Origin of the sequence: Enterococcus sp. AZ163, from assembly GCF_050498925.1 — a bacterium.
Lineage (GTDB): Bacteria > Bacillota > Bacilli > Lactobacillales > Enterococcaceae > Enterococcus_A > Enterococcus_A ferrettii.
Map to the genome: position 1 here is coordinate 425,358 of NZ_JBIPAO010000001.1, position 26,445 is coordinate 451,802.

Consider the following 26,445-nt stretch of genomic DNA (forward strand, 5'->3'; position numbering starts at 1 on the left):
CATAAAAAAGAGGAAGCATTCGTTCGCTTCCCCTTTGCTGTACATATAACTTGTTTTTCTTTTTTTACAAAACTACCTGAAAGTTCTGGTTGGTCTCAGCCTTAATCACTGGATGCTGTTTCAAATAATCGGCGATAAGTTCTGTCATATCTACTTGAATCTCTCGTACGATCTTCTCAGCAGCAAACATGGCATAATTGCCACCACCGATGGCCCGATACTGATTCATGACTACTTCCAGCTCTTGTTCAGGCGTGATTGGCTGGCCTTGGAATGTCAGATGAGTAATTCGCTGACCAGCCGGTTGTTTCATGTCAATCGTATAGTTAATCCCTTCATACATATCATAGTTATAGTATTGTGGCTTCGGTTTGATAAAAGCTGGATTGAAGACGATTTTTCCATTTTCAACAGCTAAGTAATTGGCAGTTTGCTCCAATGCTGCGCGCAGATCTGCTCCACTGACCTTAATTACAGCCAAGGTATTAGGATAGATATAGTTCGTAATGACATCTCGCATGGTAATTGTTTGGCCGAAGCCTTTTCCTTCATTGTTGAACAGGGCGGTCCCAGAAATTTGTGCACCACTGGCGGACAGCTGTACCCGATTGATAAATTCGATATAGGGATGCTCTACTAAACGCGCCCCCATTGGATCAACAATTTGCATATTCCCTTCAACTCGTCCTAAGGTTTGATCCAGCCAGTTTTCTAATTCCGCCTCGACTGGCTCTACAGCAGCAAGAATTTGCGGATCTGCTGTGACCTCTTCAAGCGAATGCAAAGTAGTATAACTATCCGTAACGATTACCTTTCCAGCTTTTTTTTCAACAGTTAATTGGATTTCGCCAATCTGACTTCCTCGATATCCTGGCTGTACTACCGGCACACCCTTAACCGTTGCAGCGATGGTTCGATGCTGATGCCCCGTGAAAAGAGCATCAATACCTGATACTTCCTTCACTAATCGATACCCTTCGTTTTCTCCAGTCAACGCTTCTGTTGGTTCACCAGTCGACAAATCTCTTTCAAAACCACCGTGATAACTGACTACCACCAGATCTGCTTGCTGCCTTAACATTGGCACATACTTTTTAGCTGTTTCAACAATGCTTTCGAAGGTAATTCCTTCGAGGGTGGCAGGCTTCTCCCAATGCGGAATGTATTGGGTGACCAATCCTAAAACAGCAATCTTTATTCCGGATTTTTCAATAATAGTATAAGCTTTGCCAAAGTAGGGCTCTCCCGCTTCATTCAAAATATTGGCTGCTAATATCGGTGCTTTGTAGCTGGTAATAGCCGACTGCAAATAGTCTCGACCATAATTGAACTCATGATTACCGATAACTTGAACATCGTAATCCATTAAGTTGATGACTTTGGTCAAAGCACTTACTGAGTGCTCTCCTTGGGCAATGTAATAGCTTAACGGTGAGCCTTGAATAAAGTCGCCGTTCTCAATCGTAATAACGGGTCCCTCAGCTTGTGACCGCAATTCCTTCAATCTCATTGCTGCCTTGGCTGCACCAAAGGCTAGATCACGCTCGCCAGCATAATTGGTGGGATAGACATAGCCGTGCATATCACTGGTCTCAAGAAAGGTTATCTTCAATCGTATCGCTCCTATTCATTTTTCATGCTGAAGAGACCGAAGGACAAACGATTCGGTCTCTTGACGTTCATTTCTTATTGACGCATATCGAGAATTTTTAAGACATGGCCGGACAAAAAATTCTCTGAAGTTTGCCGAGTCACTCTACCCTGCTCCAACTGATAGAGATTGTAGCCATGCCGCTCTTCAAAACGTACTAGCCCTTCCCCTACATCTTCTCCAACAAAGGACATGCTGGCTACAGTAAAATAAGGAATCCCATTAATTTCATCGATAAAAAAATGATGCGTATGTCCGTTTAAAATGCAGCGAATATCGTAGGATTCAATCAAGGATAAAAACCGTTCCGTTCCCGGCCATTTAGGCATATTGCTTTGCTGCGGCAATAAATGGTGATGCGTCACTAAAATAATCGGCTGATCCTTCCATTCGTCTAAGGTCTTTTCCAGCCATTGAAACTGTTGCTCATCAACAATCCCATCCGCATAACCATAGCTGGAATTATCAAAGGAAATCACCGTGAACTCTGGATACGCCACTACTTGATTGTAGGGCTTGGAAGTTGCTGCTTCCTCAAACCAGCCAACCCAAAAGTTTTCCTTAATATCATGGTTGCCTAAAGTTACAATCATCTTGGTCTCGCCTAGAGCCCCCTGCAGCCATTCCTTCAAATAGCGATAGTCTTCAATCTCGCCATCCTCAGTCAAATCCCCGCTAATGATTACCAAATCGAGGGTTGTGTGCTTTTTCAGGTGCTTCAAACACTCGCCCAGCGGAATAAGCGGACTTTGCATAGTTGCCAGCATCCCCTTATAGCCTTCTTCACTGGCTTCGTATTCTCTGCGAAAATGTATATCTGATATATGCAATATGTTCATAGCTTATCTCAATTTCTTTCTTATAATTCCGGTTATTTGGTCTAAAATAAACACGGTGACAACTACACCGATCAAAATAATACTAACCTTGCTCCAAGATCGGGTTTGAATTGCGAAAATCAACGGTGCCCCAATCCCCCCAGCTCCAACTAAACCAAGAGTCGCTGCACTTCTGACCGCAATTTCAAAATGGTTTAAAGCTAAAGAGCTGTAGATCGGCATTAAATAAGGAACCCGCACAAAGAAAATCGTCTGCCAGAAGTTTGCTCCGACAGCTTCCACCTCTTCGGTTAAACGTTCATCCATCGCTTCCATTTCTTCGGTGAACAGCTTGCCCAGCATCCCAATTTGATGGACGCCGATTGCCATTACACCAGCAAAAGGACCCGGTCCAACCACTTTAACAAAGATAATTGCAAAGACTAATTCAGGAAAAGCCCGCAGTACATTGCAAACAAATTTTCCGATTTTAGTTACCAAAGGATGGGCCTTCCATAAGTTCACAGCACTTAGCAACGTCAGCGGAATGGCTAAAACGGTCGCAATCATCGTACCCAGACAGGCAATGCCAATCGTCAGCAGCAGCAAACTCACTAAATCCTCCCCGCTGCCATCGTATAGAAAATGCCAATCCGGTTGAGCAAGTCCTCGCAACACATCCATCCCCATTGAAAGAGAAAAGGTACTTAAGCCAGAATAGTCTAAATTGAATGCTGATAATACAATCAGAAGCAGTAAAACGGCGAAAGAAAGCAGGGGTTTTCTATTCATCTCGCGAATCATCATAGTAACGACCTCCTTACTCTTTCACTCAATTTGTCCACTAAGGTTACTGTCACTAAGATTGTTAGGATAATGATCGACACTCGTTCATAATTCAACAAGGCCAGCGAGGAATTCAAAATCACTCCGATACCGCCAGCTCCTACATAACCCAGCACAGTCGATGCCCGCACATTCACTTCAAAAGCATAAAATGCATAACTGGCAAATTGACTCAAAACCTGTGGTGCAATTGACCAGACTGCGATTTGCAGTTTAGTCGCTCCTACTGCAGCAGCCGATTCAATTGGGCCAAAGTCGATTGTTTCAATCGCTTGAAACATCAGCTGAGAGACCATCCCAAAGGTAAACACAGCAATTGTTAGTACCCCAGTTGCTTCTCCGATCCCAAAAATCGCCACAAAAAGTGCTGCTAATAATAAGTTCGGAATCGTTCGGATTAACCCTAACAGGAAGCGAAAAACCGTTGACAACCACCGATTTTCAGTCGCTACAGTAGTCGCTAAAAAACTAATCGGGATAGCTAGAACTACTCCGATCACTGTTCCTACTAAAGACATCTGCAAAGTCTTAAGCATCGGACTCACCAGCTTTGGTAAATAACTAAAATCAGGATGAATGAACCGAGCCAAAAAAGCAGTCATTTGGCTGGAATTAGTAACTACCACTGAAAAATCAGCTGAGGTCAGATGGACACTTGCTGAAAAACAAAGGACTAAAAATAGCAGAACCAGCAGATGCTTGTACCAATTAAAGTGAACGGTCTCTTTCAATCTCATCGCTTTCTCCTGCCTTTTCTTCAAAAATTGCTTTGCCGTAAATTTGCGTTAATTGTTCATCCGTCAAAGCTTCTGGTGAGCCGTCAAACACTACCTGTCCTGCTTTTAAAGCAATCACCCGGGTGGAAAACTCACGAGCTAAGGGCACCGAATGAAGATTGACAATGACCGTTTTCGCCATCGTTTGATTAATTTTTTTCAAATCCTCCATTACCTTTTGAGTGGTGATAGGATCTAGAGAGGCCACCGGTTCATCTGCTAAAATAATCGGCGCCTGTTGAACCAACGCCCTGGCTATCGAAACTCTTTGCTGCTGTCCACCGCTAAGTTCATCACTCCGAGTTTGCAGCTTATCCGATAGACCGACCGTTTCCAGCGCTTCCTTTGTTCGCTGATAATCCTCTTGCGTAAACAACCCGATGATACTTTTCCAAGTGGAATAATAGCCCAATCTGCCAGATAGAACATTCTTCTGAACCGTACTGCGTTTCACCAGATTAAAGCTCTGAGAGATCAAACCGATCTGACGGCGAATCATTCGCAGCTCACGCTTGTTGGCTTTAGTAATGGATGTTCCATTAATTTGAATATTGCCATCCGTAATCGGGACTAACCGATTAATTGACCGCAGTAAGGTACTCTTTCCCGCGCCACTTAGCCCGATGATTGAAACAAACTCACCATCTTCAATGGTTAAATGAATATCTTGCAGGCCAACCACCCCATTGGGATAAACCTTTGAAACATTTTCAAAAATAATCATGCTCGTTCTCCATTTTTAAACGAGTGTCGACAAGTTCGTCGACACTCGCTGCTCTTTTATTCTGCCGCTTTTTTAGTGTATTCCCGGATGGTATCGTAGGCTGAATCAGCAGCCTCTTCATAGCCTTGATGACTCCATAAAGACATCGCTTCTTTTCCTTCTTCGTCATCCTTCATACTCAAGAAAACTTTTTTGATTTCATCTTTTAATTTTTTGTCCATATCCGGCTGAACGGCAATTGCATCGTTGGGAATATCGCCTTCAGTCAAATACAATACTTTCAAATCCTTCATTAGATCATTGTCAGAAAAGCTTGAACCAAAAATATTACGGGCTCCTTCAAATACGAACGCCGCGTCCATTTGTCCATTTAGAACAGCGGTGATTTCACTTGGAATATCATTAACAGTTGTCATTTTGGCATCAGTGGTTGGATCAACTCCAGCATCCTTTAATTCTGCCACGGGATAAATGTAGCCGCTGGCTGAATTCGGGCTCAGTGTGGCAATATTTTTTCCTTTTAGATCCGTCAGCTTGTTCATATCGCTGTCTGCTTTAACCAGTACTTCTCCCTTAAAGGTGTTGGTTAGCTTATCTTTTAACGGCAAGCCCGTTTCTTGGTCATAATCACCTAGCTGTGAAGTCAAAATTGCTTCAGCTGCATCCATATCTTTCGCTTGTACATAGGCCGCTGGCGGCATGATACCTACGTCTACTTGACCTGAGGACATGGCTTCAACAATGGTTGAATAATCCGTCGCCAAAGTTACCTCTACATCACGATCCAACTTTTTCGATAAATATTTAGCAAAGGGTTTTGCTTTTGCCTCCATACTGCCATCATTATTGGTTGGTACGAACTGGACAACCAGTTTTTCTTTGCTTGCATCCTCTGAGCTGTCACTTGTATTTCCTGAACCACAACCAGATAAAGCTGCTAGTAACATCACACCCATGAAGCCTTTTGCTAACTGTTTGAACTGCATTTTTTCTCCCCCTGTTGGAAATAATTTCTATTACTTCTAAATCATAGCAAGTTCTCAAAAATAAAGAAGTGACATGCGTCCTATTTTACACGATTTTTACATACAATTTACAAAGGAATAAGAATAATCGTTCGTGTTGAGCCCTTATCTATTCTAAGCTATAATGAGGAAAAGAATGCTTTAGGAGTGGTTTTTCATGAAGAAGATTCGCGACGTTCAGCAGCTGACTGCCTACGTAAAGCTGCATGACCTGCAAAATTATATGGATTCAGACATTTTAGCGATGGCTTCTCTGCAGTCCTTTGAAAAGGATGAGCACTTAATTCAAACAGGAACCACCTCGGACTTTTTATACTTTTTAGTGGAAGGCAGTGTGATGGTCTATTCCTATCCTTCCGACACTCAAAATATTTGTATTGATTTTGCCACACCAGCTACACCCTTGGGAGAAGCGTCTTCTTTATGGGGGCTTTTACCGAAAAGCAGTGTCAAAGCAGTCACTAAATGTATTTGTGTCTCCATTCCTTTGAATAAGTACCGCAGTGCCTTGCAGCAGGATGTTTGTTTTTTACAAAATATTTGCCAACTGCTGAGCTACCGTCTAAATTCAGGCATTAATCTAGCTAATTCGTTAACTGAGCCAGTCGAAACTCGGCTTGCAAAATTTATCTTAGCCCATCATGACAATGGGAAATTTTCAACCCGCCTGACTACCTGCGCGTCCATTTTAAATGTCAGCTATCGCCACCTTTTACGAACAATCACTAATTTTCGTGATGCACAGATTTTAGAGAAACAAAAAAATTATTACCTTATACGTGATCGCCAAGCGTTAGAGGAATTAGCGGATAATTTAAGTCATTCGACGCAGTAGAATTTTAAAACCTTTGTACATAAAAAGTCAGCCAAAAGAAAACATTTCTTATGGCTGACTTAGTTTACACTATTTTCGTTTTTGAGAAAGCTTGAAAAAACTGTTTGATTTATAAACTTTTCCCAAGAGCTGTTTGTTCATCCAAAGACCCTTGGTGAAAATTTTCTTCTACTAAAAATCGTTTAGACTCATACAAGTAGGAATACTTGTCCAATAATTTATTAAAGGACTCAACTTGCTTGGCATTAGGCTTTATAACTTGATAATCCGTTGGATAGCTGAAGTCTGGGTATGCTGCTTTCAAAGCCCCAAAGGAAACTGCTTCTTCCATCTTGGTAACACTGATTTCCTTATTCAAGGCATCGGCCTTTAATTGAACCCACAAAGGATTTTTTATTACCGGACCAATGGCGATTACCCGATTAACCTGCTCCATTTGGAAACAAGAAGCGACCTGCTTCATCTCCAGACACAGCCCTAAAATAATCCCCAACAAGACATCTTCTCTGCGGGTCTCCAAACTAATCCCATACATTAACCCACGAGATCGACCATTTTTAAAAGGGGCACCTGACCCATTCAAATGAGGAATCAAGATCACAGGATCCTCCAATGAAATTTGGTCCTGCAAATACTGCTGATACAACTCCTTGCAGTCCTGTTCAAAGTCAGCCTGATTAATGTTGAAAAAGTTTTGATACCATTCAAAGGCATTGCCGCCGGTCGGCATCGAAGAGAACAGCGTATAATAATGCGGATCGGTAAAAATACCATTCGACAACGATTCCTGAAACGATTTTAATTCTAAATACGGTTGGTTGTTGATCAACAGTAATCCCTCAGTCGTTCCAGTGGAATTCAGCAAATCCTTCTCGTGAATATCGATTCCCAAAGCCCCTACCATATGGTCATGGCCCGCAATTCGTACCGATATGCGTTCTTCTTTCAATAAATCAGATTGCCCTGTAGAAGTCCAGCCAACAATCTCTCCTGAACCAATCACCTGCGGAAAACAAATCTGCTCCTGCAGCTGATAAATGGCCAAAATTTCTTGGGACCAACATCGCTGCTGCAAATCAAAGCACATCGTTCGACTAGCCATCGAAAATTCCGTCTTCATTTCTCCTGTCAAATAGAAGCAAAACAAGTCGGGAATGTTTAACCAGGTCAAAGCTTGCTCCTCAGAAAGGGCGAAATGATCCACTAACCACTTGATTTTAGGCAGACTATAATTCGTGTGGGCCGGCAATCCAGTAATTTCATAGATACGCTGCTTTTGCTTTTCGGTCAGGGCATTTACATACTCCGCAGCACGCTTGTCATACCAAGCGATTAGCGGTGTCACTACCTGCCCCTGTGAATTCACCAATACACCAGCTTCACCGACACTGGAGATATTGATCGAATCAATGTCTCCAGTGTTGTTTGCTACAAAAGTCGTCAAGATTTCCAACAATTGATGCCAAATTTTGTCTAAATCAAATAATTCACCAAACTGATCCTGTTGTTTACTTGTTTGAAAGCTTTCACGAGAAACCAATCTACCAGTGGCGATCTCAAAAAGGGAGACTTTAGAATTAGTCGTTCCGATATCAATTGTTATGGAAAACTTTTTAGCCATTTATTGACTTCCCTTCTGCTGCTGAAGGCTCTTCCACCATATGCGTTTGCTTGTAGGTAATTTTGTACAACCAGAACAAAGCAATGCCAACAACCGGAATTAAAATCAGAGCAAGTATGTTGCCATTAAATATCTGCATCAGCCAGAAGCGCAAGGGATTTCCGCCATCCAGGAAACTGGAAACCAAACCACTGGAACCTTCTGGAAAACTGAAATTCACATCTTTAGCCATCCCTGTGATAAATGGTGCGATCGCCGAAGCAATATACAAATCGCCAATCATGATTGGAATAGCAATTAAAACGGCACGGAACACGTTTCCTTTAGTAGAAAGAACCACCATCGAAGCCATAACCGCCAAATTCGCCAAATCACCCAATGGCAACACGGTATTTCCCGGTAAAATGAAGGCCAATACTACTGCAATAGGTGTCAATAACAAAGCTGTTGAAATAATCGCTGGATTTCCTACTGCGACAGCAATATCTAATCCAATATACAAATCGTCACGATCTGGATAGCGACTGTTTAAGAATTTTTTGATAGCTTCAGAAATTGGAAGCAAGCCTTCCATTAAGATACGGACCATCCGCGGTAAAATAAACATAACTGCTCCGATACTGATCCCTGTTGATAAAATATCTTTCAAATCATATCCTGCTGCTACACCCAGTAATAGTCCCAAAATGGTACCAACCATCATCGGTTCGCCAAAAATACCAAAACGCTTTTGGATACTAATCGGATTAATATCAATTTTTCTGATTCCTGGAATCATATCGATGATCCGATTGCCCAGCAAACCGATCGGAAAGAATGTAATAGAAGAAACGGTTGGCATCGAAATGCCCTCCAGTCCAAAATATTCTTCCCCCATAGGAGCTGCCCAGTCAGCCATTTTCAAGACAATAATCGCAATCACTGCTGACGCTAGGATTCCCAACCAGAAACTTCCTGTGCTATAATAGACAAGTGTTCCTGCAAGCGCAAAGTGCCAGTAATTCCACATGTCCACGTCAACAGTTTTCGTTTGGTTAATTGCCAGCATGATAATATTGATCAGCATGGTTAACGGAATAACAAATGGTGCAATAGGAGATCCCCAAGTAATTGCTGATAAAGGCGGCCAACCTAAGTCAACTACTGGAAGATTGATTCCTGTTTGCTCAACCATGGCTTGCGCTGCAGGACCTACATTATTGGTCAAAATATCAAAAATTGCATAAATACCGACAAAACCAATTCCCACAGTTAAGGATGAACGCAATGCCTTCGCTGGTTTTATTTTGAAAACTAGTGCTAAGATAAACAAAACGAGAGGCAGCATTACAGTCGGTCCAAACCCCAGAATGTACTGTACCACATCATATAAAGTTTGCGAGATATTCTCCATACTATTCTCCTTTTAATTGAGCGTAAATTGCGTTTAATACCTTCTCTTCACCCACACCTGTAATTAGCGCCAAACCATTGATCACTGGTGTTTCTAATTCATATGGAATTTTCGTAGTTGAAACAATCAAATCCGCATCATCTGAATTTTGCTGTACAGAAGCTACATTTGTTTGAGAATAGTTCACATCATTCATTCCTTTTTCATTCAAGAACTCCATTACCTTTTCCGTTACCGCGGTTGACGTTGCGATACCTGTTGCACACACAAACAATAAATTTTTAGCCATCTTTTTTCCTCCTAAAGGTTGATTTCTTCTCTTGCTATTTGATAAATTTCTTCTTTTGTTCCTTGTTTAATCCGCTCCAATAATTCAGCTTTTGGTAAAATAGCCATCAGCTTTTGCAAAATATTTAACTGCTTATTTGACTGACCCAACGCCAATAAAAAGACAATTGATACCTCAATCTTTGTGTCATCCATCCCGCCCATAACTTCCATTTGTATTGGGGTTTTTAAGGTAGCAATTGTTACGCGATTGTTATGAACAAATTTGGCATCGGTATGTGGGATTGCCACGCCGATCGGTTCAGTTGGCAAGCCGGTCGGAAAGCCTTCTTCTCGCTTAATTACCTGTTCTGGATACTCTGTCACAACATCTTGATCATCAATCAATGGTTGAGAAATGATGTTGATTAACTCAGGAAAATCCTTCGCTTCAATGTTCACAAAAATATTTTTTACATTAGTTAGTGCTTCACTCATTGGCAAACCTCCACGGCATTCATGCTCAAAATTTTGGCATACACAGTTTCAAATACCGCATCCTCTGCGTTTTGAAGGACTTTGATTAAGTTCGCTTCCTGATTGTTTTCTTCGTACGCTCTTCCAACGCTTTTAATATAACTTTGCCGCAAGTCGCTGGCAATGTTGATCTTGGCAACATTGAAATGAACCATTTGCTGAATATGTTCGTCAGGAATCCCTGATCCACCATGGATGACTAACGGTACTGGTGAAACTTCATTGATTTCTTCTAGTAAAGCGAAATCAATTCGCGGTTCATCTTCCAAACCATGGACATTTCCTACTGAAATAGCCAACATATCACAGCCAGTTCGTTCCACGAACTCTTTGACTTGGGCCGGATCGGTTTTCGAATCCGCCTCGCTGACGTGATCATCTTCTTTTCCAAGAATAGCACCTAACTCAGCTTCTACCGGAATCCCATAGGCTTTGGCAAAATCGACTGCTTTTTTGGTAAATGCAATATTTTCTTCAAAATCATAGGCTGCACCATCAATCATTACCGATGTAAAGCCAGCCCGAGTTGCCCGTTTAACATCTTCAAATTTTTTCCCGTGATCCAAATGCAAGGCCACCGGTGTGTCCATATCTTCAGCATAGCGAGCAACCATATCCACGATATATTCATAACCAGCCAAGCTAATATTGGTCGGTGCCACTTGAATGAAGGTGGGGATGCCACTTTCCTCAACTGCTCTTAAAATTCCTACTGTTGTTTCCAGATTCGTGGTATTAAAAGCACCTGCGATCACTTTTCTTTCTTTGATAATGTCTAATAGTGTATAACCATTTACTAACGGCATGCTTACATTTCCTCCCTTTGAAGTACCGTTCCAAGGTAGTACTTGTTCGCCTTCAGCCATACATTTCCGAATTCTACCGGCAATCCTCCTTCTAAATAGACTAATTGTTCCAGATGTAGGACCGGTGAGTCTGGAGCAACCTCTAGCTCTTTGCCTCTTTTTTCCCCGACCACTCTGGCAGCATATCTACTTTCAGAGTAAGCAATGTGCTTTCCGCTGACCTCTTCCATCACTTTAAACAAACTTTCTTTGTTGTAATCATGGTTTTCCACTCCAGGACACAGCTTGCTGTTGATCCTGTTTTCGATCAGCATTACCTTTTCACCTTCAACAGACCGAATTCGTTTCATGTACAAATACTCTTCTCCGACGGAAAGATTCAACCTTGAAGCGATCTCTTTCGTTGCTTTGCGAAACTCAGAAGTGATGACCTCGGTTTCATAAGCTAATTTTTGACCCTCCAAGGATTCAGCGAATGAGAGCAATCCTTTGCCGAGAGAGTAAGAAATATTGTCCTCGGTTACATACGTGCCCTTTCCTTGAATCTGATACAGCAAACCTTCTTCTACCAGTAAATTCACTGCTTTTTTTACTGTTCCCCTGCTAACCTCTAAAGATTTCATTATTTGATTTTCAGACGGTATTTGTTCTCCCTTCCCCCATTCTTCAGCATAAATATTGTTTCGCAAATAATCTGCTACTTGAAGATAAACTGGCTTTGAAACCTCTCTGTTAATGATCATTTGATCACCTCCGATATTCGTTTTGTTCCCGCTGTAAATGTACAAGCATAATCAACAGTGTACAAGACTATCACAGCATGTACAACCGGGTACAAGTTAATTGTAATCGGTAACATTAGAAAAGTAAAGGATTTTTTTTATAGTTCTGGACTATTCGGTTCATTGAATACTCATCCGCTACCTGGGATTTCCCTCCTAATTCCTTTTAAAAAAACCGCGAAATTATTCTAGAATCTCCAAGCATTAGAGGAATCAGTGGATAATTTACAGTAGAAACCTATTTACATAAACAAAAATCATCGCAGACCAAAAAGGTGTGCGATGACTTTTTCCTATCATTGATGGTTGCAAAATGTGCTGCTAAGCCAGTTCTCTTTGACTCACAACCTGTACCACCTCATCAATGCTGATGGGTTTGTAGCCAATCATATCTACTCCGACATTCATAGCAGTTACTCCTAACATATCTTTGAAGTAAGCCGCACGCGTATTATGAACGTGACCATATAAGTGAATGGCTCCTTGATAAAAGCCATCCCATTCCAAAATAGGATAGTGAAATAAGACGAATCTTCTTTTATTGTATTTAAACGAATAGTAATCCTTCACCCATTCAAACAGCGTAGAATCAAAATCCTCATCCTTTAAATAGTTTTCGTGGTTTCCTTTAATCAGGTATTTTCTGCCACGCAGCTTTTTTAGGATTCGATTCGCTTGTTCACCCGTTCCTCTGTAAACGAAATCGCCCAAAATATAAACTTCATCCTTTGGTGATTTCACCACCTTATTCCAATTAGTAATCAACTGTTTATTCATCTCGGTGACATCCTGAAATGGACGATCGCTAAACGTAATCACAGCTTCATGATAAAAATGAAGATCCGCAATAAAATATTTCATTTTCTCCTTCTTTCTTGCTGCTGAAGCAAAAATCATCTTGGCTTTTAGACGATTTCGTCTAGCAACATCAATACATCACTTCATAAATAAACGTAATAGACGCTTCTCGAAAACCGGAAAAGATTTTTCAAAAAGCATCTATTTCAAAAAATAGTTAATAACTGCTTTCGCTGCTCTTAATTTTCTATCTCAACCAATTTCGTTGCTACAGAGCCTATTCACCAACAGATTTCAAATTTTTTTGCAATCATATCTGTTGGTCAGTCATCCTTTTATCGCCCTTTCTCTACAATCCGTTTAATTTATACTTTCTATCCTAAGGCTGCTGCAATTCAGGATATTTTTTTAGTAAATTGTCTGCAGTTTGAGCAATTTGACTGTTCGTTGCGTTGCCAGCGTTAGCAGCTAGTATTTCTTCATCCGGGATGGCAGCCAAAACATTTTCGTCAAAGCCTTGATTTTGCTGCATTGTTGTTCTGACCATTTCGGCTCTTTCATGATCAGATGGTCCTCCCTGCTGACTAGTCTCTTCAGCCGGTGCTTTCCGCTCCACCATGCTGGTATCTAAATATTTTTTGGATACTACAATCCAATCTTGGTCCGGTTGGCTCAAGTAATATCCTGCTTCTTCCAAAAATCCGTCACTATTCACTCTAAATACATCTAGTGTGTCGATCTGGACATCTGCTGCTTCAACTCTAGCATATAATAGCTGGTCCTCTTTGGTTTCTAAAATAATTTCGTATTTCGAATCCTGTAAAAGATCCACGTTGGTCCTTTTACGCCATATGGCTGCAACCCACTGCTTCATTTGATCAGCAGATAGATTGCTAGTATCCACGACAGACTCCCTTGTCTCCGAGGTGCTGGTAGTGCTAACAGCCGCTGTTTCTTTAGAGCTTGAATGTTGGCTTATTGATGATACTTCTTGAGTAGAGACCAGACTATCCGAACTGCTGCTATCCTTTTCATCCACATTTCTACAGCTGGTCAGCAAGAAAATGGATATTAAGACCGAAGATAATAAAGTTATTCTTCTCATATAGAAATCTCCCTTTCAATAAAAAGCAGTGTGCTCTTCCTGTCAAACTAAGTATGATGTTGCGAATCCTTTACTTTTCCATGTCTCTTAAATCTTCTTGCTTTAAATTCGTTTGCTCAACTACATACTTCATCACCGTCTTAAACTCTTCAATCGTTGCATTTTCCGATAACTCAAATATACTTTTATGGTATTTTTCAACAATCCGTTTGACTTCTTTCTTCTCACTCACCTAATACGTCCCTCACCTTTTCACGTGATCTTAAATCAAGCTCCCGAACACCCAACAGCTGTGGTTCCTTAATTGAACCTAATTGTCTGAAGTGCTTTTGCGTTTTTCGCACTTTCTTAGACACCAGTTAAATACGCAGCTTCCTCTACTTTTTCGAACGTTCGGTTCTTGCTCATGCTTAGACCCCTCCAGTTCTTAATTGCAATTATTATATCATTTGTTATTTAAGATCCAAAGTTTGTCTAAATACTTAAATGCGCTCTTGATACCCTCTAGCAAAACCATACTCAATGTCCTCTGCTGTCATGTTGTGTGGCTGCGTCATGAAAACTCCCGAGGATGTAATACCCTTCTGCTTTTTCCAGCTGTTCCAGTTGAGAAAATTTGATCAAACTATTCATTGCTGGATAGTTAGCAGACAGATCCTCTGCCACAGACCAAACCAATCGCTCATAAGCTGGCTCAGGAAGTGCCGTCGTCTCAAACCACCGATTTATCTCTGGGACAGAAAGCTCTGATTTGACTAGAACTCCAGCCCAAATTTCCACGTGATTGCCGGTTCCAGTTGTATTCCCGCAAAAGCTGTAGGTTTCAATCCGTTCTGTTTCGGGAGGCAATGCTATTGAGGCATAGCTTTTTTCGAATTTTTTTGCTCTGGCATCGTTTATTGTAGGACAGATCAGTATAAAGCTAACAATATAAAGAAGAATGCTTGTAGTCAGTGCTATTAATAAGCCAGCTGACACTCGTTTGATCCACTTCATAAGTCTCCTCCTCTAAATATTCTTCTTTGATTATAGGTGAAAATAGGCTATCCATTCAGAACATATCTATTTTTTCTTGAAATAAAAATAATTACCTTAACCGAATTATTCTGAAATCGTTATTTTAAAACTACCGAAAACCCTTTATTTCGTGCAAAAGGATATTTGAAAAATCAGTCAATCGTTTTTTATTTTTTTCGTTTAATTTTTTTAAAAATATTTGCTAATTCAGAGACTTTTCATATAGTAAACTTGATAAGAAGCAACTATTCATTTTGTCTACTAAAAAATAATTACTTAAAAAGAGGAGCCTTACCTATGAAAACAACTGAACTTCAAAAACGGACGATCTTTAGCACTCGAAAACGGGAAAATCTTGAATTAAAATTTGAACAAGCTTATCAAGCTTCAAAAGAGGAGGCGACGCATCATTCAAAAAATGTGGCGCATCTAATCCAAGCGGCTGTAGTCGTTATGGTTCGCAATGCTTTTTATGTGGGTGATTTTTCTTATTTGGCGAAGAATTTGATTCGTAAGATATTTTTAGAGGGAGAAGTTCCGGCTTCCGTTCGCCATCTATGCATTTATTTTGAGGATTATTTTACACAAGAAGAGTGGCAACTGGTTATCAGCCATTTATATAAAAACCAAAAAGAATACCACCAGCTTACCGAGGAAACTCGTCTACACATAAAACCTCTGCGCCCAGCACTTACTTCTGGCGTACAAATCGGTGAAAGAAAGTTAAACTTGAAGGCCTCTTTCCTGGACGAAAAGAATAAAATGCACACCTGGAGTCTGAGCAATGTCGTCGCTTGTCTTACAACCAAGGAACGCATCGATCTTTTAAATATTTTTGGCGAGTTGACCATTTTCCAAAAGGACGGCCTGCGCCAGTTTACCGAAGTCGTTTGGGTGGATTTTGCCATTGATGAACGCTTCCGCGACTTTGACGTTCGAAACGAAGAAGATCCCTTCCATAAACCAAAAGAATCAGCCCAAAACCAACCGAAAGAAGCTCCAGTTAACAAACAATCAACAAAAAAATCCGTGCCGAAGAATGGTGTCAAAGAAAACTCGAATACCGCTCAGTCAACTACGTCCGCTCAACCGCCTGCTGATCAGCTGGAGCAGAGACAACCTTCAGACAAGTCGAAGAAGAAAAAGACTGGCAAGACACCGACGGATCGAATGCCCAGCTGGAAAAATTCAACTGCCTATGGTAAAAAACCAAAAGAAGAAAAGGACCTTGAAATAGAAAAGGTGGTACGAAAGAAAACCGGTAAGAAAAAGAATCGCAAACGGAATAAACGGAAATAGTCTTTTGGAAGGCGCCTAAAAAAAGCCAATGAACCCCTTTGTATTGGGTATTCATTGACTTTAGGTCATCCTGCGTTTATTTGTGGAACTTCAAGTTCGGGTAGTTTTTGATGATTCGACTCAAGTTATGGTGCTTGAGCTGTTTTGGTCTGCTCTCCAACAGTTTCAACACTTTATTTCGGCCAGCAGAAGATTTGTGATTGGTCACCAAATGCTTCAAGCGGAACTCTTTTATTGCGGCATTTTCAGGATCAGAGGTATCCACCACAGTTTCCACTTCTTTTTTCGTCGTAAGAGTGAAAAAGAGTGTGGAAAGGACATCACTAGCGAACAAAGCAGCCAAAATAATGGGACCTAGATGGTTGGTAGCAGTAATAAAATCATGAATTGCATCTTGAATCATTGGATTGATAATTTTAATCAGCAATAAGCAGCCAACACCCCAAAACAGGGAAACTGGCACAGCTACTCGACCTTCAATATTCAGCGGAACGTGAGTATAATCCCACAATTTCATATTGAACAGCTTTTCCAAGAGCCAGCTGGTGACAAATTCGATGATGGTCACAATTACTACAATATTGAAATACAGATTAAGCAGTGTCCCTGCATTGCTAGGAACTAGCAGCAGCACAGCAGAAACACCAAAGCCATATACGGGACAATAGGGTCCAAGCAAAAAGCCGCGATAGACAAAATGCCGAGCTTTAATCGAACAGTAAATACTTTCCCATAGCCAGCCGATAAAGGCATACACAATAAACGTCATAAATAATTTATCCAAAAAATTGCACCTCTCTTATGCATACAGTATAGCAAAAATGCATCTTTAAGAACAAAATTTTAATAATTTGATGAAATATCTGTACACGGCTGAAAACTGTATGGCGATTTCCTACCTCTTCAGCAGGTTATTTAACCGATGCGCTTTTGTTAATCAGTATTTCTAACTTGCTTTAAAAAGGCTCTAATGACTAATCGACACAGCTGCTCGCAAAGCTAGCTGGTAGGTTTCAAAGCCAAAGCCGCAGATGACGCCTGCTGCTTTTTCGGCAAGGACTGAATGATGCCGAAACTCTTCTCGAGCATGCACATTGGACATGTGCATTTCTATGAACGGCACCTCTAATATTTCCAACGCATCGCGAATTGCGTAGCTATAATGAGTCCAAGCTCCTGCATTGATAATCACCGCGTCAACCTTTTCTTGATAGCCTTGGTGGATTCGTTCTACCATCTGGCCTTCATTATTAGTTTGGTAGTGTGCAATGTCAACCTGCAGCTCCTTGGCTAAGCTGGCCATGTTATGGTTAATTTCATCTAGAGTCACGGTTCCATAATGTTTCGGATTACGTTGGCCAAACATGTTGTGATTTACTCCATGCAGCATTAAAATCTTTTTCATGTTCTTTCTCCTTCAATAATTATTGCCAAGGAGCCACCTGCAAGGCTTTTTCTACAGTTCCTGTTTTTGCCTGCAGAATCTCCAGACATAGACCATCTGGCAGCTCTAACCAATTTTCACCTTGAGGCAAGGTTTTCACTTCATAAGTGCGAATTTTTTCCAAGGCAGTCTGCTGATCTTCAGCCATAATACCTAAATGTCCCAGCTTGCCAGCAGTATGATTTTCCGGAACTTCAATTAGTTGAATGCCGCCATACAACCAAACCTGTCTTGGTTGTCCGGCTTCTTCTTTGCGCATGCGTTCGGTGAAGTTCAGAGTATTCGCAAAAAATTCAATGTACCAGTCGATATCAGTGACGTAAACGGCCACGTGTTCAATGTATGCTTTATTCATGAAAACCGCCCTCATTTCTCACTTCAATTCCCTTCACACAAGCAGTTAGCGCTTGATTAAACGGAGTTGGAATACTCATTTTTTTACCCCAGCGTACAACGGCACCATTGATAAAATCAATTTCGGATCTTTGTTTCTTTTCAAGACTTTGTAAAATGGACGTCTTGAAGCCATACGGCAAGCCGACTGCTGCCTTTTCCCAAACCGTTCGTGGATTTTCCGTTGAAAGAGTAATATTATTAGCTTTAGCCACCGCAATGGCTTCTTCAATTGCCGCAAACGCTGTCTCTTCAATCTCTGGAACTTGATAGAGATCCCCATAGGGCAGACCTGTAATCCCAGCCACAGCCCCAGTAGCAACATTGATCAGCAATTTATCCCAAATCATGCCTTTGATATTTTCACTGATTTTGGTGATGATGCCGCCGTCGTTCAATTCATTGGCAATTTTTTGAATCCGTTCGGTCTGTTGACCATCCATCTCACCGATACAGATCTCTTTACCTACCACCCCTGGAATGACTTTGCCAGGAGCAACTAATACGCCGCCAACGTAGGCTTTGCCGCCAATAATCTTTTCCCTGCCTACCTGTTGTTCAATGATTTCTTCATTGCCTAACCCGTTTTGCAGCGACAAAACGACCGTTTGCTCTCCAATTAAAGGGATAGCCTGCTTCATTGCCTGTTCAGTTGCAAAGGATTTTACAAGAACAACTACAATATCCATCTCCTCTAATGTAGAGGGATCAGTGACTGCTTTAATCGGAATGCTGACTTCCTGGTCGTCTTCAAGAAAGATTAAGCCATGCTGATTGATTTGATCCACGTGCTCCTGCCATTGGTCAACCAGATAGACTTCCTTGCCATTTCTAGCGAGGGTTCCGCCAATCGAGCTGCCTAAGGCTCCTGCGCCTAAAAAACAAATTCTCATCGATCCAGCTCCTCTTCAGGAATGAATTTCAAAATGTGCAGTGCATAGACACATATCTCATCATGCTGGTTAAAAATTTCCACATCAGCATAGGTCTTCATTGCTTCAGTATCGACTTCCTTCACCGTATATTTCGCCGTAACCGTATCGCCAAAAAAGACTGGCTTGATGAAGCGCAATTTGTCATAGCCATAGGAAACACTTGGTATATCAGCTTTTGCCTGTTGTTGAATCATGGTTGAGGCGGTGCAGCCAAAGGAAAAGGTTAGTACCCCATGAACAATCCTTTCTTTGTAAGGCGTTGTTTTCATAAACTCCGCATTCATATGCATTTGGCTGAAGTCACCAGTAATCCCTGCATACATGTAAACATCCGACTCGCTAATCGTTTTAGTGTAAGAATACGTATCGCCGACTTTCAATGGTAGTTCTGTCATTTTATTTTCCTCCTAATTGGTTGTTTAACCATTCTTCTTGAATTCCCATAACCCTTGGATTAAATAGGCGCCCGTCCATCACTTGCAGATTTTCCGCAATGTTTGGTCGGAAAGCCATTTGCTGCATAATATCTTTTTCAAGATCCACTCCTGGAGCAATCTCAATCAGCTCTAAACCCTTCTCCGTCAATTTGAAGACTGCTCGTTCAGTCACATAATAGACTTCCTGTCCCCGAGCAATCGCATCGGTTCCGTTAAAGGTAATTTCTGGAACTTCTTCAATAAACTTCTTGAAGCGGCCTTCCTGTTGAATCTCAATTTTTTCTTCACTAATTTCAGTTTTTAAGCCGCCAGCCGTTAAAGTGCCGCAGAAGACCACCTTCTGAGTATTTTGACAAATATCGACAAAACCGCCGGTACCGACAATTTTGCCATTGAAGCGATGCACGTTAACGTTTCCTTTAGCGTCTACCTCGGCGAAGCTTAAGAAGCAGGCGTCCAAGCCGCCGCCATCATAAAAATCGAATTGAGCAGGCATTTCCATCAATGCCCGGCTATTTAAAGTCGCTCCAAAGAAGATTCCTTGCGCCGATTCGCCACCAACTGCCCCGGTTTCAACGGTTAAGGTAAATTCATCCTGCAGTCCTTCTTCACGAGCAATAATACCGATCCCGTCCGCAATTCCGACACCGACGTTGCCAACATTGCCAGCAGAGATTTCGAACAGCGCTCGGCGTCCGATAACCTTTCGTTGATTCAAGGCAATCAGCTCGGTTGAATCGGTACAAGCTGTATAATCACCAGACAAAAACCGATTTACGCCGCCACTGTACAGCTGCGTTTGATTTTCGTCTACTACCAATGCATCTACATAAAAACCAGGAATCTTCACCTGTCGCGGATGCAATGTTCCAGCCTTCACTACCTTTTGAACCTGAACAATAACTTTTCCTCCATTATTGTGAGCAGCCTGTGCCAAAACTAAGGCATCCGCATAAATGATTTCATCCTCCATCGAAATATAGCCGTCACTGTCGGCTGTGGTTCCACGAATGATTGCAACATCAATCGGCGTTGCTTTATAAAACAGATACTCTTTGCCATCAATGGTATCTTTTTTTACTAATTCCTCTTGTGTCTTTTCGTTTAGCTTGCCGCCAGCCTGATCTGGATCAATAAAGGTTCCCAAACCTACATGAGTATAAATCCCTGGTTGCTTGGAAACCGCTGCTCTCGTTAACTGGCAAATGACTCCTTGAGGGAAATTGTAAGCCTCGACTTCATTCCTTTCAGCCATTTCAGCTAATCTAGGCGACTGAGCCCAATGGCCGCCAATGATGCGCTTAACCATACCTGACTGAGCCAATGGTGACATCCCTCGATCATTTCGATCCCCTAACCCCGTTGTATGGATCAAGGTTAAATCTTGCGGATGCTGTTCTGCTTTAAACCGTTCTGCTAAGGTTGTGATGACTGTGGTTGGTTCCGTAATTCCCCCACCGGCACCACAGAAGCCAACTACATCACCATCCTTAACCAATTGAGCAGCTGCCTCTGCTGTCATAATCTTTGACTTGCTTGTTTTACCCAATCTGCTTCCTCCTTATTAATCTATTGGTCTTCCTTTTTGAGAAATGATTCTGATTTTAACGCCGTATTCCCTTCTACTTAGTAGCTCATAGGCTTCATTTCATTCCTCGTTGGACGTTTATATACTTCAAAAAATAGAACGGGTATCCTTTTTTATTTATCATAAGCGAGCGTTTTCATATAATCCAATAGCACTTTTTCTGATTTTAATAACTTCAAGTTATCGGTTGAGTTATACTAGAAGCGAGGAGGGATTTAATGAATATCCAACAGTTGCACTATTTTTTGCATTTAGCAGAGACCCAAAATATGCAGCAGACCGCAGAGGATTTATTTATTAGTCAGCCAGCATTAAGCAAATCAATCAATAATTTGGAAAAAGAACTAGAGGTTCAGCTTTTCGATCGAATTGGCAGAAGGGTTCAGCTGAATAAATATGGCGCACTGTTTCAAAAAAGAGCCTATCGATCACTAAACGAGCTGGAGGTGGGGAAGGAAGAAATTTATGCCCTTACTAATGCTTTAAGCGGCCGGATTGATTTAGGTTTTGTGTATTCTTTAGGACCAATCTTTATTACCAATCTGCTGGCAGAGTATTCAAAAATCAGTCCCGTAAAAATTAGAGGAAATCAAAATAATACAGTTAATCTGCTGTCTCAGCTGCAGGATGGTAAATACGATGTCGTTTTTTTTGCAGGTAATGATTCTTTTCCCGATATGGAACAATTCCCTGATGTGGAAATTACTCCTTTCCATACACAACCAGTCATTTTTGTTGTCGGGATGGATCACCCTCTTTCAAGCAACCAAAGCTATGCGATTGAGGACTTGATGGCTTATGATTTTATTACTTTTCAAAAACCTAGTACCCTTCGTCCATTAATAAATACTTACTTTGCCTCAAAAAACCTAACACCCAAAATGACTTATGAAGTATTGGATGACTTGACGCTGCTCAGCTTTGCCAGCAAGAACCTGGGCATTGGAATTTTTCCTAAATCAAGTATTCTTAATAATTTTGGAATTAAAGAAATCAGCATTAATGAACCTTTTCTTTTTCAAACTATTTATTTGGCGCAAAACCCTTCACGGTACAAATCACCTGCTGTTGAACGTTTTCTTGAATACGTAAATTTGGAAAAACTAACTCTGTTGAAGGATGTTTGAGAGGACTTAGTCTTGCCTTCAAAATAAAAACAGCCTAGTTAGATGATTGCTCTCTAACTAGACTGTTCCTTCTATAAAACCAGCTTCCCCTTCCAAGCTGAGGTTCCGCCCATAACATTCACTACCTGATATCCCTTGGTACTCAAAAATTCACACGCCATTTCAGAACGCGCACCTGATTGGCAAATCACATAATATTCTTTTGTTGAATCCAGCTGCTGAAAATTTTTCCCAAGATCGCTTAACGGTAGGTTAACTGCTTCAGGAACATGGCCCATCTGATATTCATGTGCTTCGCGAACATCAATAATCGGTCCATCGCTACTATAAAACTCATCCATAATTATTGATCTATACATACACTAACTCCTCTGGCCGAACCGTTTTGTAAAGAGAAAACGCTCCATCGAGATTTTGCACCTTGAAGCCATTTTGCACCAAAATTCTTTCGGCTATATAGCTACGCAAGCCACTGTGACAGCTGACAATATACTCTTGATTCGAATCTAATTCGCCAATTCGTTCCCGCAATTGATTCAACGGAATATTCACAGATTGCTTGAAACGTCCATTGCTTAATTCTGCTTCATTCCGCACATCCAGCAACATTTTTCCACTAGCCAACTCTTGCTTCAACTCATGCCATTGGATAGAATGACTCAACCCTTCTGCTACATTCATCGCTGCATAGCCTAGCATGTTTACTGGGTCCTTGGCCGAACCAAAAGGCGGTGCATAGGTAAATTCCAATTCCGGCAAATCAAAAATGGTTAGCCCGCCCTTGATCGCTGTCGCCAAAATATCAATCCGTTTGTCTACTCCTTTAGCACCAACACCTTGTGCACCATAAATATCACCAGTCACGGCATTGAAAATCATTTTTAAACTAATATCTGTCGCGCCAGGATAATAACCAGTGTGGTCTTTGCCAATAACATGTACAACCGATACATCCAAACCTGCTTGCCTAGCTGCTCGTTCACTTAAGCCGGTTGAAGCTGCCGACAAATCAAACACTCGAACAATTGCTGTACCGATACTGCCTTTATTCTTTCGGTTAAGACCAGCAATAGCATCCGCTGCTTGGCGACCCTGACGATTAGCTGGCGATGCCAACGAAATCAGGGCATCTTCGCCGGAGATTTGCTGCTTGACTACGATGGCATCTCCAACCGCGTAAACATCCGGATTACTGGTTTGATAGTTTTCATTCACAACGATGCCGCCGCGCAAACCCAATTCCAAACCAGCCTGCTCAGCCAATGTATTTTCCGGCTGCACACCTACTGATAAAATCGTTAAATCCGAGACCAGCTCTGTGCCATCCTCCAGAACAACGTTTTTCCCTTGAGATTCAAAAGCCACAGCTGATTGAGAATTGATCACCTTTACTCCTTGTTTTAATAATTCATTTTGCACAGCGGCCGCCATTTCTTCATCCAGTGGCGGCAAAACATGCGGCGCCTTTTCAACGATGGTTACTTTTAAGCCACGTTTACTCAAATTTTCCGCCATTTCCAAACCTATAAAACCAGCCCCGATCACTACAGCTTCTTTCGCCTGATCCGTAATGGCCGCCATGATCCGATCCAAATCTGGCAAATTACGCAAACTAAAAACATTCTCCGCTTGATCCATTCCCTTAATTGCTGGGATAAACGGTTTGGCACCAGGTGACAGAATCAGCTTATCGTAACTTTCTTCCAATACCACACTCCCATGCTGCACCTTCACTTTGCGCTCTTGAGGGATAATTTCAATTACCTCGTGCATTGGCCGAACATCTAAATTAAAACGCGCTTGCAAAGCTTCAGGCGTTTGAACCAGCAGCTGATCTCTTTCGGCAATTTCACCAGAAACGTAATAAGGCAGTCCGCAGTTGGCAAAAGAAACAAATGGTCCTTTTTCAAATACCACAATTTCAGCATCCTCCATCAAACGACGCAAACGGGTAGCCGCCGACATTCCACCAGCTACACCACCAACGATTACAATCTTCATCCTATCTACCTCCTCTGATCTTTCCACTCCATTGAGACATACCCCCACGGACATTTGTTGCTTCGTACCCTTTTTTCCTCAAAAGCTTAGCAGCCTTCTTACTGCGCATCCCTGATTGGCAAATTACATATACTTGCTTTTCTTTACCATCATAGGTATTAATTTTATCCAACGGTATGTTCACTGCTTTAGTTATATGCCCCGACCGGTATTCTGCAGGTGAGCGAACATCTAAAAGCTCAATTTCTCCTGATAAACGCTCTGATAACTCCGTTGTTGAAATAGCTGATACTCCTTTTAAAAACTTGAACATGACTTCTCTCCTATCCATAATATACCTTATGGGGTATATTAAAAAGCATTGTAACAGGATTGTCAACTAAGTTAGCTTCATTAAACCAAACATTTTACTTGAACCATAAATACCTCCCGTGGTATATTTTGTTCAACAGACAGAGAAGAAGGTGTCCCATGGAAGAGGAACAAAAGAGAATTACCAATCGTTTACGACGTGCCGAAGGTCAAATCCGCGGGGTTCAGAAAATGATCGAAGAGGAAAAAGAATGTATTGATGTCATCACCCAGCTAAGTGCCATCCGTTCCAGCATTGATCGGGTAATGGGCATGATCGTTGCCGATAACCTCAAGCATTGCTTAGAGAATCCTAGTGACAACCCAACCGAACAGGCCGAAAAAATGGAACAGGCCATCAATATGATCATAAAAAAATAAGCGTAACTGCCCCTTTTTATAAAAGGCGGTTACGCTTTTGCTCATTTATAATCTTTTTATTTCGGGAAAACATCGTTAGGAATCGCTGACTTATACTTTGCTCCCCCAACTGTTTCCAGATGCTCTTTTTTAGCCTGCCTTACTAATTCTGGCTTCGTTAATAAGTCATAAGCGGTAGCAGCAATTACCTTTCCACCTGAAAGCAGTCCTTTGTGGGCTACAGCAGATTTCCCATTTGCCACCCATTGCCAGGAATGTGCTGGTGTACCTTGAGGTTCGCAGGCGATCATCACCTGAGCGGTTGGACAGACCCAACTAACATCTCCAACATCGGTTGAGCCCGAAGTATCCTCAGAGAATCTTAACGGTTCAACACTATCTAAAATCGGCAGAGAAGCCAGCCGCTGAATCTCTTCTTCACTGGCCTCTGGGTGAGAAAGTCTCGCTCTTTTAGCAAATCCCTCCTTCACCACAGCAGGTAAACTATCATAATACCGTCGACAATACGCTTGATCCTCTTCAGTTAGATTTAGTGTCCCGTATTCTTTTAGATTTTCATACATAGCTGTCGTGGCAGCTTGATTCGGCAGATAGTTGGCACAAGCTGAATCCAGAACGATTTCTACTTCCGTTTCTGTCATCAAGGCAGCACCTTCCGCAATTTTGTTTACCCGTTTGTAAATTTCTTCCGCCTGTTCAATCTTTAACGCTCGGATAAAATAATAGAGACTGGCTGTTGATTGAACAACATTAGCTGACTCTCCACCCACATCCATAAAAGCGTAATGGACACGCCCTTCATCAACAATATGTTCCCGTAAAAATTGCACACCAATGTTCATCAACTCCGCAGCATCTAGTGCACTTCGCCCTTTTTCAGGAGCAGCTGCAGCATGGGCAGGGATTCCTTTGAAATTGTAATAAACTTGATAAACTGCCAAACTGCTCAAGGCCCAAGCAGAATTGGTATCCATGGGATGCCAGGAAAGAGCTACATCTAGATCGTCGAATACACCATCTCGAGCCATAAATGCTTTGCCATACCCACTTTCTTCTGCTGGACATCCAAATAATTTAATCGTTCCTTGGATATTGTGACGCTCCATATAAGTTTTAATGCCAACTGCCCCAGCTAAGGACCCCATCCCCAACAAATTATGCCCACAGCCATGCCCGTTAGCGCCTTCCACTTCCGCTTGCTGCTTTCCTAAGTCAGCTACCTGACTCAAATTGCTTAAGGCATCATACTCTGCCAGAATTCCAATCACCGGATTTCCATGGCCATAGGTTGCTGCAAATGCATGCTCCATATTAGCCAAACCCTTTTCAATACAGAAGCCCTCTTCTTCTAAAATAGGATAAAAGTTAGCAACGGATTTTTCTGTGGCAAAGCGGGTTTCTGGCGTCGACCAAATTCGATCTGCAGCACTAATAAATAGTTGTCGTTTTTCTTCAATAATCTTTACGATTTCGTCTTTGGCATTCATT

30 protein-coding genes are annotated in these 26,445 nt (G+C 41.6%); 4 read left to right on the plus strand and 26 right to left on the minus strand.

Annotated features, from left to right (window positions below):
- Positions 1-64: 64 nt before the first annotated feature.
- From IGI46_RS02195 to IGI46_RS02220, 6 genes are all read right to left on the minus strand, one after another.
- Entirely contained in the window at positions 65-1,612 is a 1,548-nt protein-coding gene (locus IGI46_RS02195) for a bifunctional metallophosphatase/5'-nucleotidase (RefSeq protein WP_429972724.1), read from the minus strand.
- 74 nt (positions 1,613-1,686) lie between these two features.
- Positions 1,687-2,490 (minus strand): metallophosphoesterase family protein, encoded by an 804-nt coding sequence (locus IGI46_RS02200; protein ID WP_429972725.1) that lies wholly within the window; start codon positions 2,488-2,490, stop codon positions 1,687-1,689.
- A gap of 3 nt (positions 2,491-2,493) precedes the next feature.
- Positions 2,494-3,276 (minus strand): phosphonate ABC transporter, permease protein PhnE, encoded by a 783-nt coding sequence (gene phnE / locus IGI46_RS02205; protein WP_429972726.1) that lies wholly within the window; start codon positions 3,274-3,276, stop codon positions 2,494-2,496.
- Positions 3,273-4,052: a phosphonate ABC transporter, permease protein PhnE gene (gene phnE / locus IGI46_RS02210; protein WP_429972727.1), complete on the minus strand. Its 780-nt coding sequence runs from the start codon at positions 4,050-4,052 to the stop codon at positions 3,273-3,275. Before phnE (IGI46_RS02210) ends, phnE (IGI46_RS02205) begins: the two co-directional genes overlap by 4 nt.
- Complete coding sequence (gene phnC, locus IGI46_RS02215; RefSeq protein ID WP_429972728.1) at positions 4,024-4,815, minus strand: phosphonate ABC transporter ATP-binding protein; 792 nt, start codon at positions 4,813-4,815, stop codon at positions 4,024-4,026. Before phnC ends, phnE (IGI46_RS02210) begins: the two co-directional genes overlap by 29 nt.
- Positions 4,816-4,871: 56 nt before the next feature.
- On the minus strand, positions 4,872-5,801 hold the full coding sequence (locus IGI46_RS02220; RefSeq protein WP_429972729.1) for a phosphate/phosphite/phosphonate ABC transporter substrate-binding protein: 930 nt from the start codon (positions 5,799-5,801) through the stop codon (positions 4,872-4,874).
- Between the two features lie 196 nt (positions 5,802-5,997).
- Between IGI46_RS02220 and IGI46_RS02225 the strand changes: the two genes are divergently transcribed.
- Positions 5,998-6,675 carry a cyclic nucleotide-binding domain-containing protein gene (locus IGI46_RS02225; protein WP_207700849.1) on the plus strand — a complete coding sequence of 226 codons (678 nt, stop codon included), beginning with the start codon at positions 5,998-6,000 and terminating at the stop codon, positions 6,673-6,675.
- Between the two features lie 109 nt (positions 6,676-6,784).
- On the opposite strand, the gene IGI46_RS02230 is transcribed toward IGI46_RS02225, so the two are convergent.
- From IGI46_RS02230 to IGI46_RS02275, 10 genes are all read right to left on the minus strand, one after another.
- Positions 6,785-8,296, minus strand: coding sequence for an FGGY-family carbohydrate kinase (locus IGI46_RS02230; protein WP_429964678.1), 1,512 nt, complete (start codon positions 8,294-8,296; stop codon positions 6,785-6,787).
- Complete coding sequence (locus IGI46_RS02235) at positions 8,289-9,689, minus strand: PTS galactitol transporter subunit IIC (RefSeq protein WP_429964679.1); 1,401 nt, start codon at positions 9,687-9,689, stop codon at positions 8,289-8,291. The genes IGI46_RS02230 and IGI46_RS02235 overlap by 8 nt, the downstream gene beginning before the upstream one ends.
- A gap of 1 nt (position 9,690) precedes the next feature.
- Complete coding sequence (locus tag IGI46_RS02240; protein ID WP_207700852.1) at positions 9,691-9,978, minus strand: PTS sugar transporter subunit IIB; 288 nt, start codon at positions 9,976-9,978, stop codon at positions 9,691-9,693.
- 11 nt (positions 9,979-9,989) lie between these two features.
- On the minus strand, positions 9,990-10,454 hold the full coding sequence (locus tag IGI46_RS02245) for a PTS sugar transporter subunit IIA (protein WP_207700853.1): 465 nt from the start codon (positions 10,452-10,454) through the stop codon (positions 9,990-9,992).
- A complete protein-coding gene (locus IGI46_RS02250; protein ID WP_207700854.1) occupies positions 10,451-11,299 on the minus strand; it encodes a class II aldolase in 849 nt (282 codons plus the stop codon). The genes IGI46_RS02245 and IGI46_RS02250 overlap by 4 nt, the downstream gene beginning before the upstream one ends.
- 2 nt (positions 11,300-11,301) lie before the next feature.
- A complete protein-coding gene (locus tag IGI46_RS02255) occupies positions 11,302-12,042 on the minus strand; it encodes a GntR family transcriptional regulator (protein WP_207700855.1) in 741 nt (246 codons plus the stop codon).
- Between the two features lie 360 nt (positions 12,043-12,402).
- On the minus strand, positions 12,403-12,942 hold the full coding sequence (locus IGI46_RS02260) for a metallophosphoesterase (RefSeq protein WP_429964680.1): 540 nt from the start codon (positions 12,940-12,942) through the stop codon (positions 12,403-12,405).
- Positions 12,943-13,258: 316 nt separating this feature from the next.
- Positions 13,259-13,984, minus strand: coding sequence for a hypothetical protein (locus IGI46_RS02265; protein ID WP_429972730.1), 726 nt, complete (start codon positions 13,982-13,984; stop codon positions 13,259-13,261).
- Positions 13,985-14,054: 70 nt separating this feature from the next.
- Positions 14,055-14,216 (minus strand): hypothetical protein, encoded by a 162-nt coding sequence (locus IGI46_RS02270; RefSeq protein WP_207700858.1) that lies wholly within the window; start codon positions 14,214-14,216, stop codon positions 14,055-14,057.
- Between the two features lie 287 nt (positions 14,217-14,503).
- Entirely contained in the window at positions 14,504-14,980 is a 477-nt protein-coding gene (locus tag IGI46_RS02275; protein ID WP_429972731.1) for a hypothetical protein, read from the minus strand.
- A gap of 318 nt (positions 14,981-15,298) precedes the next feature.
- Here IGI46_RS02275 and IGI46_RS02280 point away from each other — a divergent pair, with 318 nt between their 5' ends.
- On the plus strand, positions 15,299-16,300 hold the full coding sequence (locus tag IGI46_RS02280) for a hypothetical protein (protein WP_429972732.1): 1,002 nt from the start codon (positions 15,299-15,301) through the stop codon (positions 16,298-16,300).
- A 76-nt stretch (positions 16,301-16,376) separates the two neighbouring features.
- Here the strand turns inward: IGI46_RS02280 and IGI46_RS02285 are convergent, their stop codons facing one another.
- The 6 genes from IGI46_RS02285 to IGI46_RS02310 all read right to left on the minus strand — a co-directional run bounded on the left by IGI46_RS02285 (position 16,377) and on the right by IGI46_RS02310 (position 21,058).
- Positions 16,377-17,069, minus strand: a complete 693-nt coding sequence (locus tag IGI46_RS02285) for a putative ABC transporter permease (RefSeq protein WP_207700926.1) — start codon at positions 17,067-17,069, stop codon at positions 16,377-16,379.
- A 198-nt stretch (positions 17,070-17,267) separates the two neighbouring features.
- Entirely contained in the window at positions 17,268-17,705 is a 438-nt protein-coding gene (gene aroQ / locus IGI46_RS02290) for a type II 3-dehydroquinate dehydratase (RefSeq protein WP_429964684.1), read from the minus strand.
- A 19-nt stretch (positions 17,706-17,724) separates the two neighbouring features.
- Positions 17,725-18,099 carry a VOC family protein gene (locus IGI46_RS02295; protein ID WP_207700862.1) on the minus strand — a complete coding sequence of 125 codons (375 nt, stop codon included), beginning with the start codon at positions 18,097-18,099 and terminating at the stop codon, positions 17,725-17,727.
- Positions 18,092-19,030, minus strand: a complete 939-nt coding sequence (locus tag IGI46_RS02300) for a ketopantoate reductase family protein (protein WP_207700863.1) — start codon at positions 19,028-19,030, stop codon at positions 18,092-18,094. Before IGI46_RS02300 ends, IGI46_RS02295 begins: the two co-directional genes overlap by 8 nt.
- Positions 19,027-19,467 (minus strand): MaoC family dehydratase, encoded by a 441-nt coding sequence (locus tag IGI46_RS02305; RefSeq protein ID WP_207700864.1) that lies wholly within the window; start codon positions 19,465-19,467, stop codon positions 19,027-19,029. Before IGI46_RS02305 ends, IGI46_RS02300 begins: the two co-directional genes overlap by 4 nt.
- Position 19,468: 1 nt before the next feature.
- Positions 19,469-21,058, minus strand: coding sequence for an acyl CoA:acetate/3-ketoacid CoA transferase (locus tag IGI46_RS02310; RefSeq protein ID WP_429972733.1), 1,590 nt, complete (start codon positions 21,056-21,058; stop codon positions 19,469-19,471).
- Between the two features lie 257 nt (positions 21,059-21,315).
- Between IGI46_RS02310 and IGI46_RS02315 the strand changes: the two genes are divergently transcribed.
- A complete protein-coding gene (locus tag IGI46_RS02315; RefSeq protein WP_207700866.1) occupies positions 21,316-22,224 on the plus strand; it encodes a LysR family transcriptional regulator in 909 nt (302 codons plus the stop codon).
- 71 nt (positions 22,225-22,295) lie between these two features.
- Here the strand turns inward: IGI46_RS02315 and IGI46_RS02320 are convergent, their stop codons facing one another.
- The 3 genes from IGI46_RS02320 to IGI46_RS02330 are packed head-to-tail and all read right to left on the minus strand — an operon-like array spanning position 22,296 to position 24,538.
- Positions 22,296-22,583 carry a rhodanese-like domain-containing protein gene (locus IGI46_RS02320; RefSeq protein ID WP_429972734.1) on the minus strand — a complete coding sequence of 96 codons (288 nt, stop codon included), beginning with the start codon at positions 22,581-22,583 and terminating at the stop codon, positions 22,296-22,298.
- On the minus strand, positions 22,576-24,225 hold the full coding sequence (locus IGI46_RS02325; RefSeq protein ID WP_429972735.1) for an FAD-dependent oxidoreductase: 1,650 nt from the start codon (positions 24,223-24,225) through the stop codon (positions 22,576-22,578). The genes IGI46_RS02320 and IGI46_RS02325 overlap by 8 nt, the downstream gene beginning before the upstream one ends.
- Position 24,226: 1 nt before the next feature.
- Positions 24,227-24,538, minus strand: a complete 312-nt coding sequence (locus IGI46_RS02330; RefSeq protein WP_429972736.1) for a rhodanese-like domain-containing protein — start codon at positions 24,536-24,538, stop codon at positions 24,227-24,229.
- Between the two features lie 158 nt (positions 24,539-24,696).
- On the opposite strand from IGI46_RS02330, the gene IGI46_RS02335 reads away from it, so the two are divergent.
- A complete protein-coding gene (locus tag IGI46_RS02335) occupies positions 24,697-24,957 on the plus strand; it encodes a metal-sensitive transcriptional regulator (RefSeq protein WP_207700870.1) in 261 nt (86 codons plus the stop codon).
- Between the two features lie 56 nt (positions 24,958-25,013).
- Here IGI46_RS02335 and IGI46_RS02340 read toward each other — a convergent pair whose 3' ends face one another.
- Positions 25,014-26,444, minus strand: coding sequence for an amidohydrolase (locus IGI46_RS02340; RefSeq protein WP_429972737.1), 1,431 nt, complete (start codon positions 26,442-26,444; stop codon positions 25,014-25,016).
- Position 26,445 lies beyond the last annotated feature (1 nt).

Coding starts and splice junctions, on each gene's coding strand:
- IGI46_RS02200 (WP_429972725.1), bottom strand. CDS start 2,490: ATGAACATATTGCATATATCAGATATACATTTTCGCAGAGAATACGAA.
- phnE (WP_429972726.1), bottom strand. CDS start 3,276: ATGATGATTCGCGAGATGAATAGAAAACCCCTGCTTTCTTTCGCCGTT.
- phnE (WP_429972727.1), bottom strand. CDS start 4,052: ATGAGATTGAAAGAGACCGTTCACTTTAATTGGTACAAGCATCTGCTG.
- phnC (WP_429972728.1), bottom strand. CDS start 4,815: ATGATTATTTTTGAAAATGTTTCAAAGGTTTATCCCAATGGGGTGGTT.
- IGI46_RS02220 (WP_429972729.1), bottom strand. CDS start 5,801: ATGCAGTTCAAACAGTTAGCAAAAGGCTTCATGGGTGTGATGTTACTA.
- IGI46_RS02225 (WP_207700849.1), top strand. CDS start 5,998: ATGAAGAAGATTCGCGACGTTCAGCAGCTGACTGCCTACGTAAAGCTG.
- IGI46_RS02230 (WP_429964678.1), bottom strand. CDS start 8,296: ATGGCTAAAAAGTTTTCCATAACAATTGATATCGGAACGACTAATTCT.
- IGI46_RS02235 (WP_429964679.1), bottom strand. CDS start 9,689: ATGGAGAATATCTCGCAAACTTTATATGATGTGGTACAGTACATTCTG.
- IGI46_RS02240 (WP_207700852.1), bottom strand. CDS start 9,978: ATGGCTAAAAATTTATTGTTTGTGTGTGCAACAGGTATCGCAACGTCA.
- IGI46_RS02245 (WP_207700853.1), bottom strand. CDS start 10,454: ATGAGTGAAGCACTAACTAATGTAAAAAATATTTTTGTGAACATTGAA.
- IGI46_RS02250 (WP_207700854.1), bottom strand. CDS start 11,299: ATGCCGTTAGTAAATGGTTATACACTATTAGACATTATCAAAGAAAGA.
- IGI46_RS02255 (WP_207700855.1), bottom strand. CDS start 12,042: ATGATCATTAACAGAGAGGTTTCAAAGCCAGTTTATCTTCAAGTAGCA.
- IGI46_RS02260 (WP_429964680.1), bottom strand. CDS start 12,942: ATGAAATATTTTATTGCGGATCTTCATTTTTATCATGAAGCTGTGATT.
- IGI46_RS02265 (WP_429972730.1), bottom strand. CDS start 13,984: ATGAGAAGAATAACTTTATTATCTTCGGTCTTAATATCCATTTTCTTG.
- IGI46_RS02275 (WP_429972731.1), bottom strand. CDS start 14,980: ATGAAGTGGATCAAACGAGTGTCAGCTGGCTTATTAATAGCACTGACT.
- IGI46_RS02280 (WP_429972732.1), top strand. CDS start 15,299: ATGAAAACAACTGAACTTCAAAAACGGACGATCTTTAGCACTCGAAAA.
- IGI46_RS02285 (WP_207700926.1), bottom strand. CDS start 17,069: ATGACGTTTATTGTGTATGCCTTTATCGGCTGGCTATGGGAAAGTATT.
- aroQ (WP_429964684.1), bottom strand. CDS start 17,705: ATGAAAAAGATTTTAATGCTGCATGGAGTAAATCACAACATGTTTGGC.
- IGI46_RS02295 (WP_207700862.1), bottom strand. CDS start 18,099: ATGAATAAAGCATACATTGAACACGTGGCCGTTTACGTCACTGATATC.
- IGI46_RS02300 (WP_207700863.1), bottom strand. CDS start 19,030: ATGAGAATTTGTTTTTTAGGCGCAGGAGCCTTAGGCAGCTCGATTGGC.
- IGI46_RS02305 (WP_207700864.1), bottom strand. CDS start 19,467: ATGACAGAACTACCATTGAAAGTCGGCGATACGTATTCTTACACTAAA.
- IGI46_RS02315 (WP_207700866.1), top strand. CDS start 21,316: ATGAATATCCAACAGTTGCACTATTTTTTGCATTTAGCAGAGACCCAA.
- IGI46_RS02320 (WP_429972734.1), bottom strand. CDS start 22,583: ATGTATAGATCAATAATTATGGATGAGTTTTATAGTAGCGATGGACCG.
- IGI46_RS02325 (WP_429972735.1), bottom strand. CDS start 24,225: ATGAAGATTGTAATCGTTGGTGGTGTAGCTGGTGGAATGTCGGCGGCT.
- IGI46_RS02330 (WP_429972736.1), bottom strand. CDS start 24,538: ATGTTCAAGTTTTTAAAAGGAGTATCAGCTATTTCAACAACGGAGTTA.
- IGI46_RS02335 (WP_207700870.1), top strand. CDS start 24,697: ATGGAAGAGGAACAAAAGAGAATTACCAATCGTTTACGACGTGCCGAA.
- IGI46_RS02340 (WP_429972737.1), bottom strand. CDS start 26,444: ATGAATGCCAAAGACGAAATCGTAAAGATTATTGAAGAAAAACGACAA.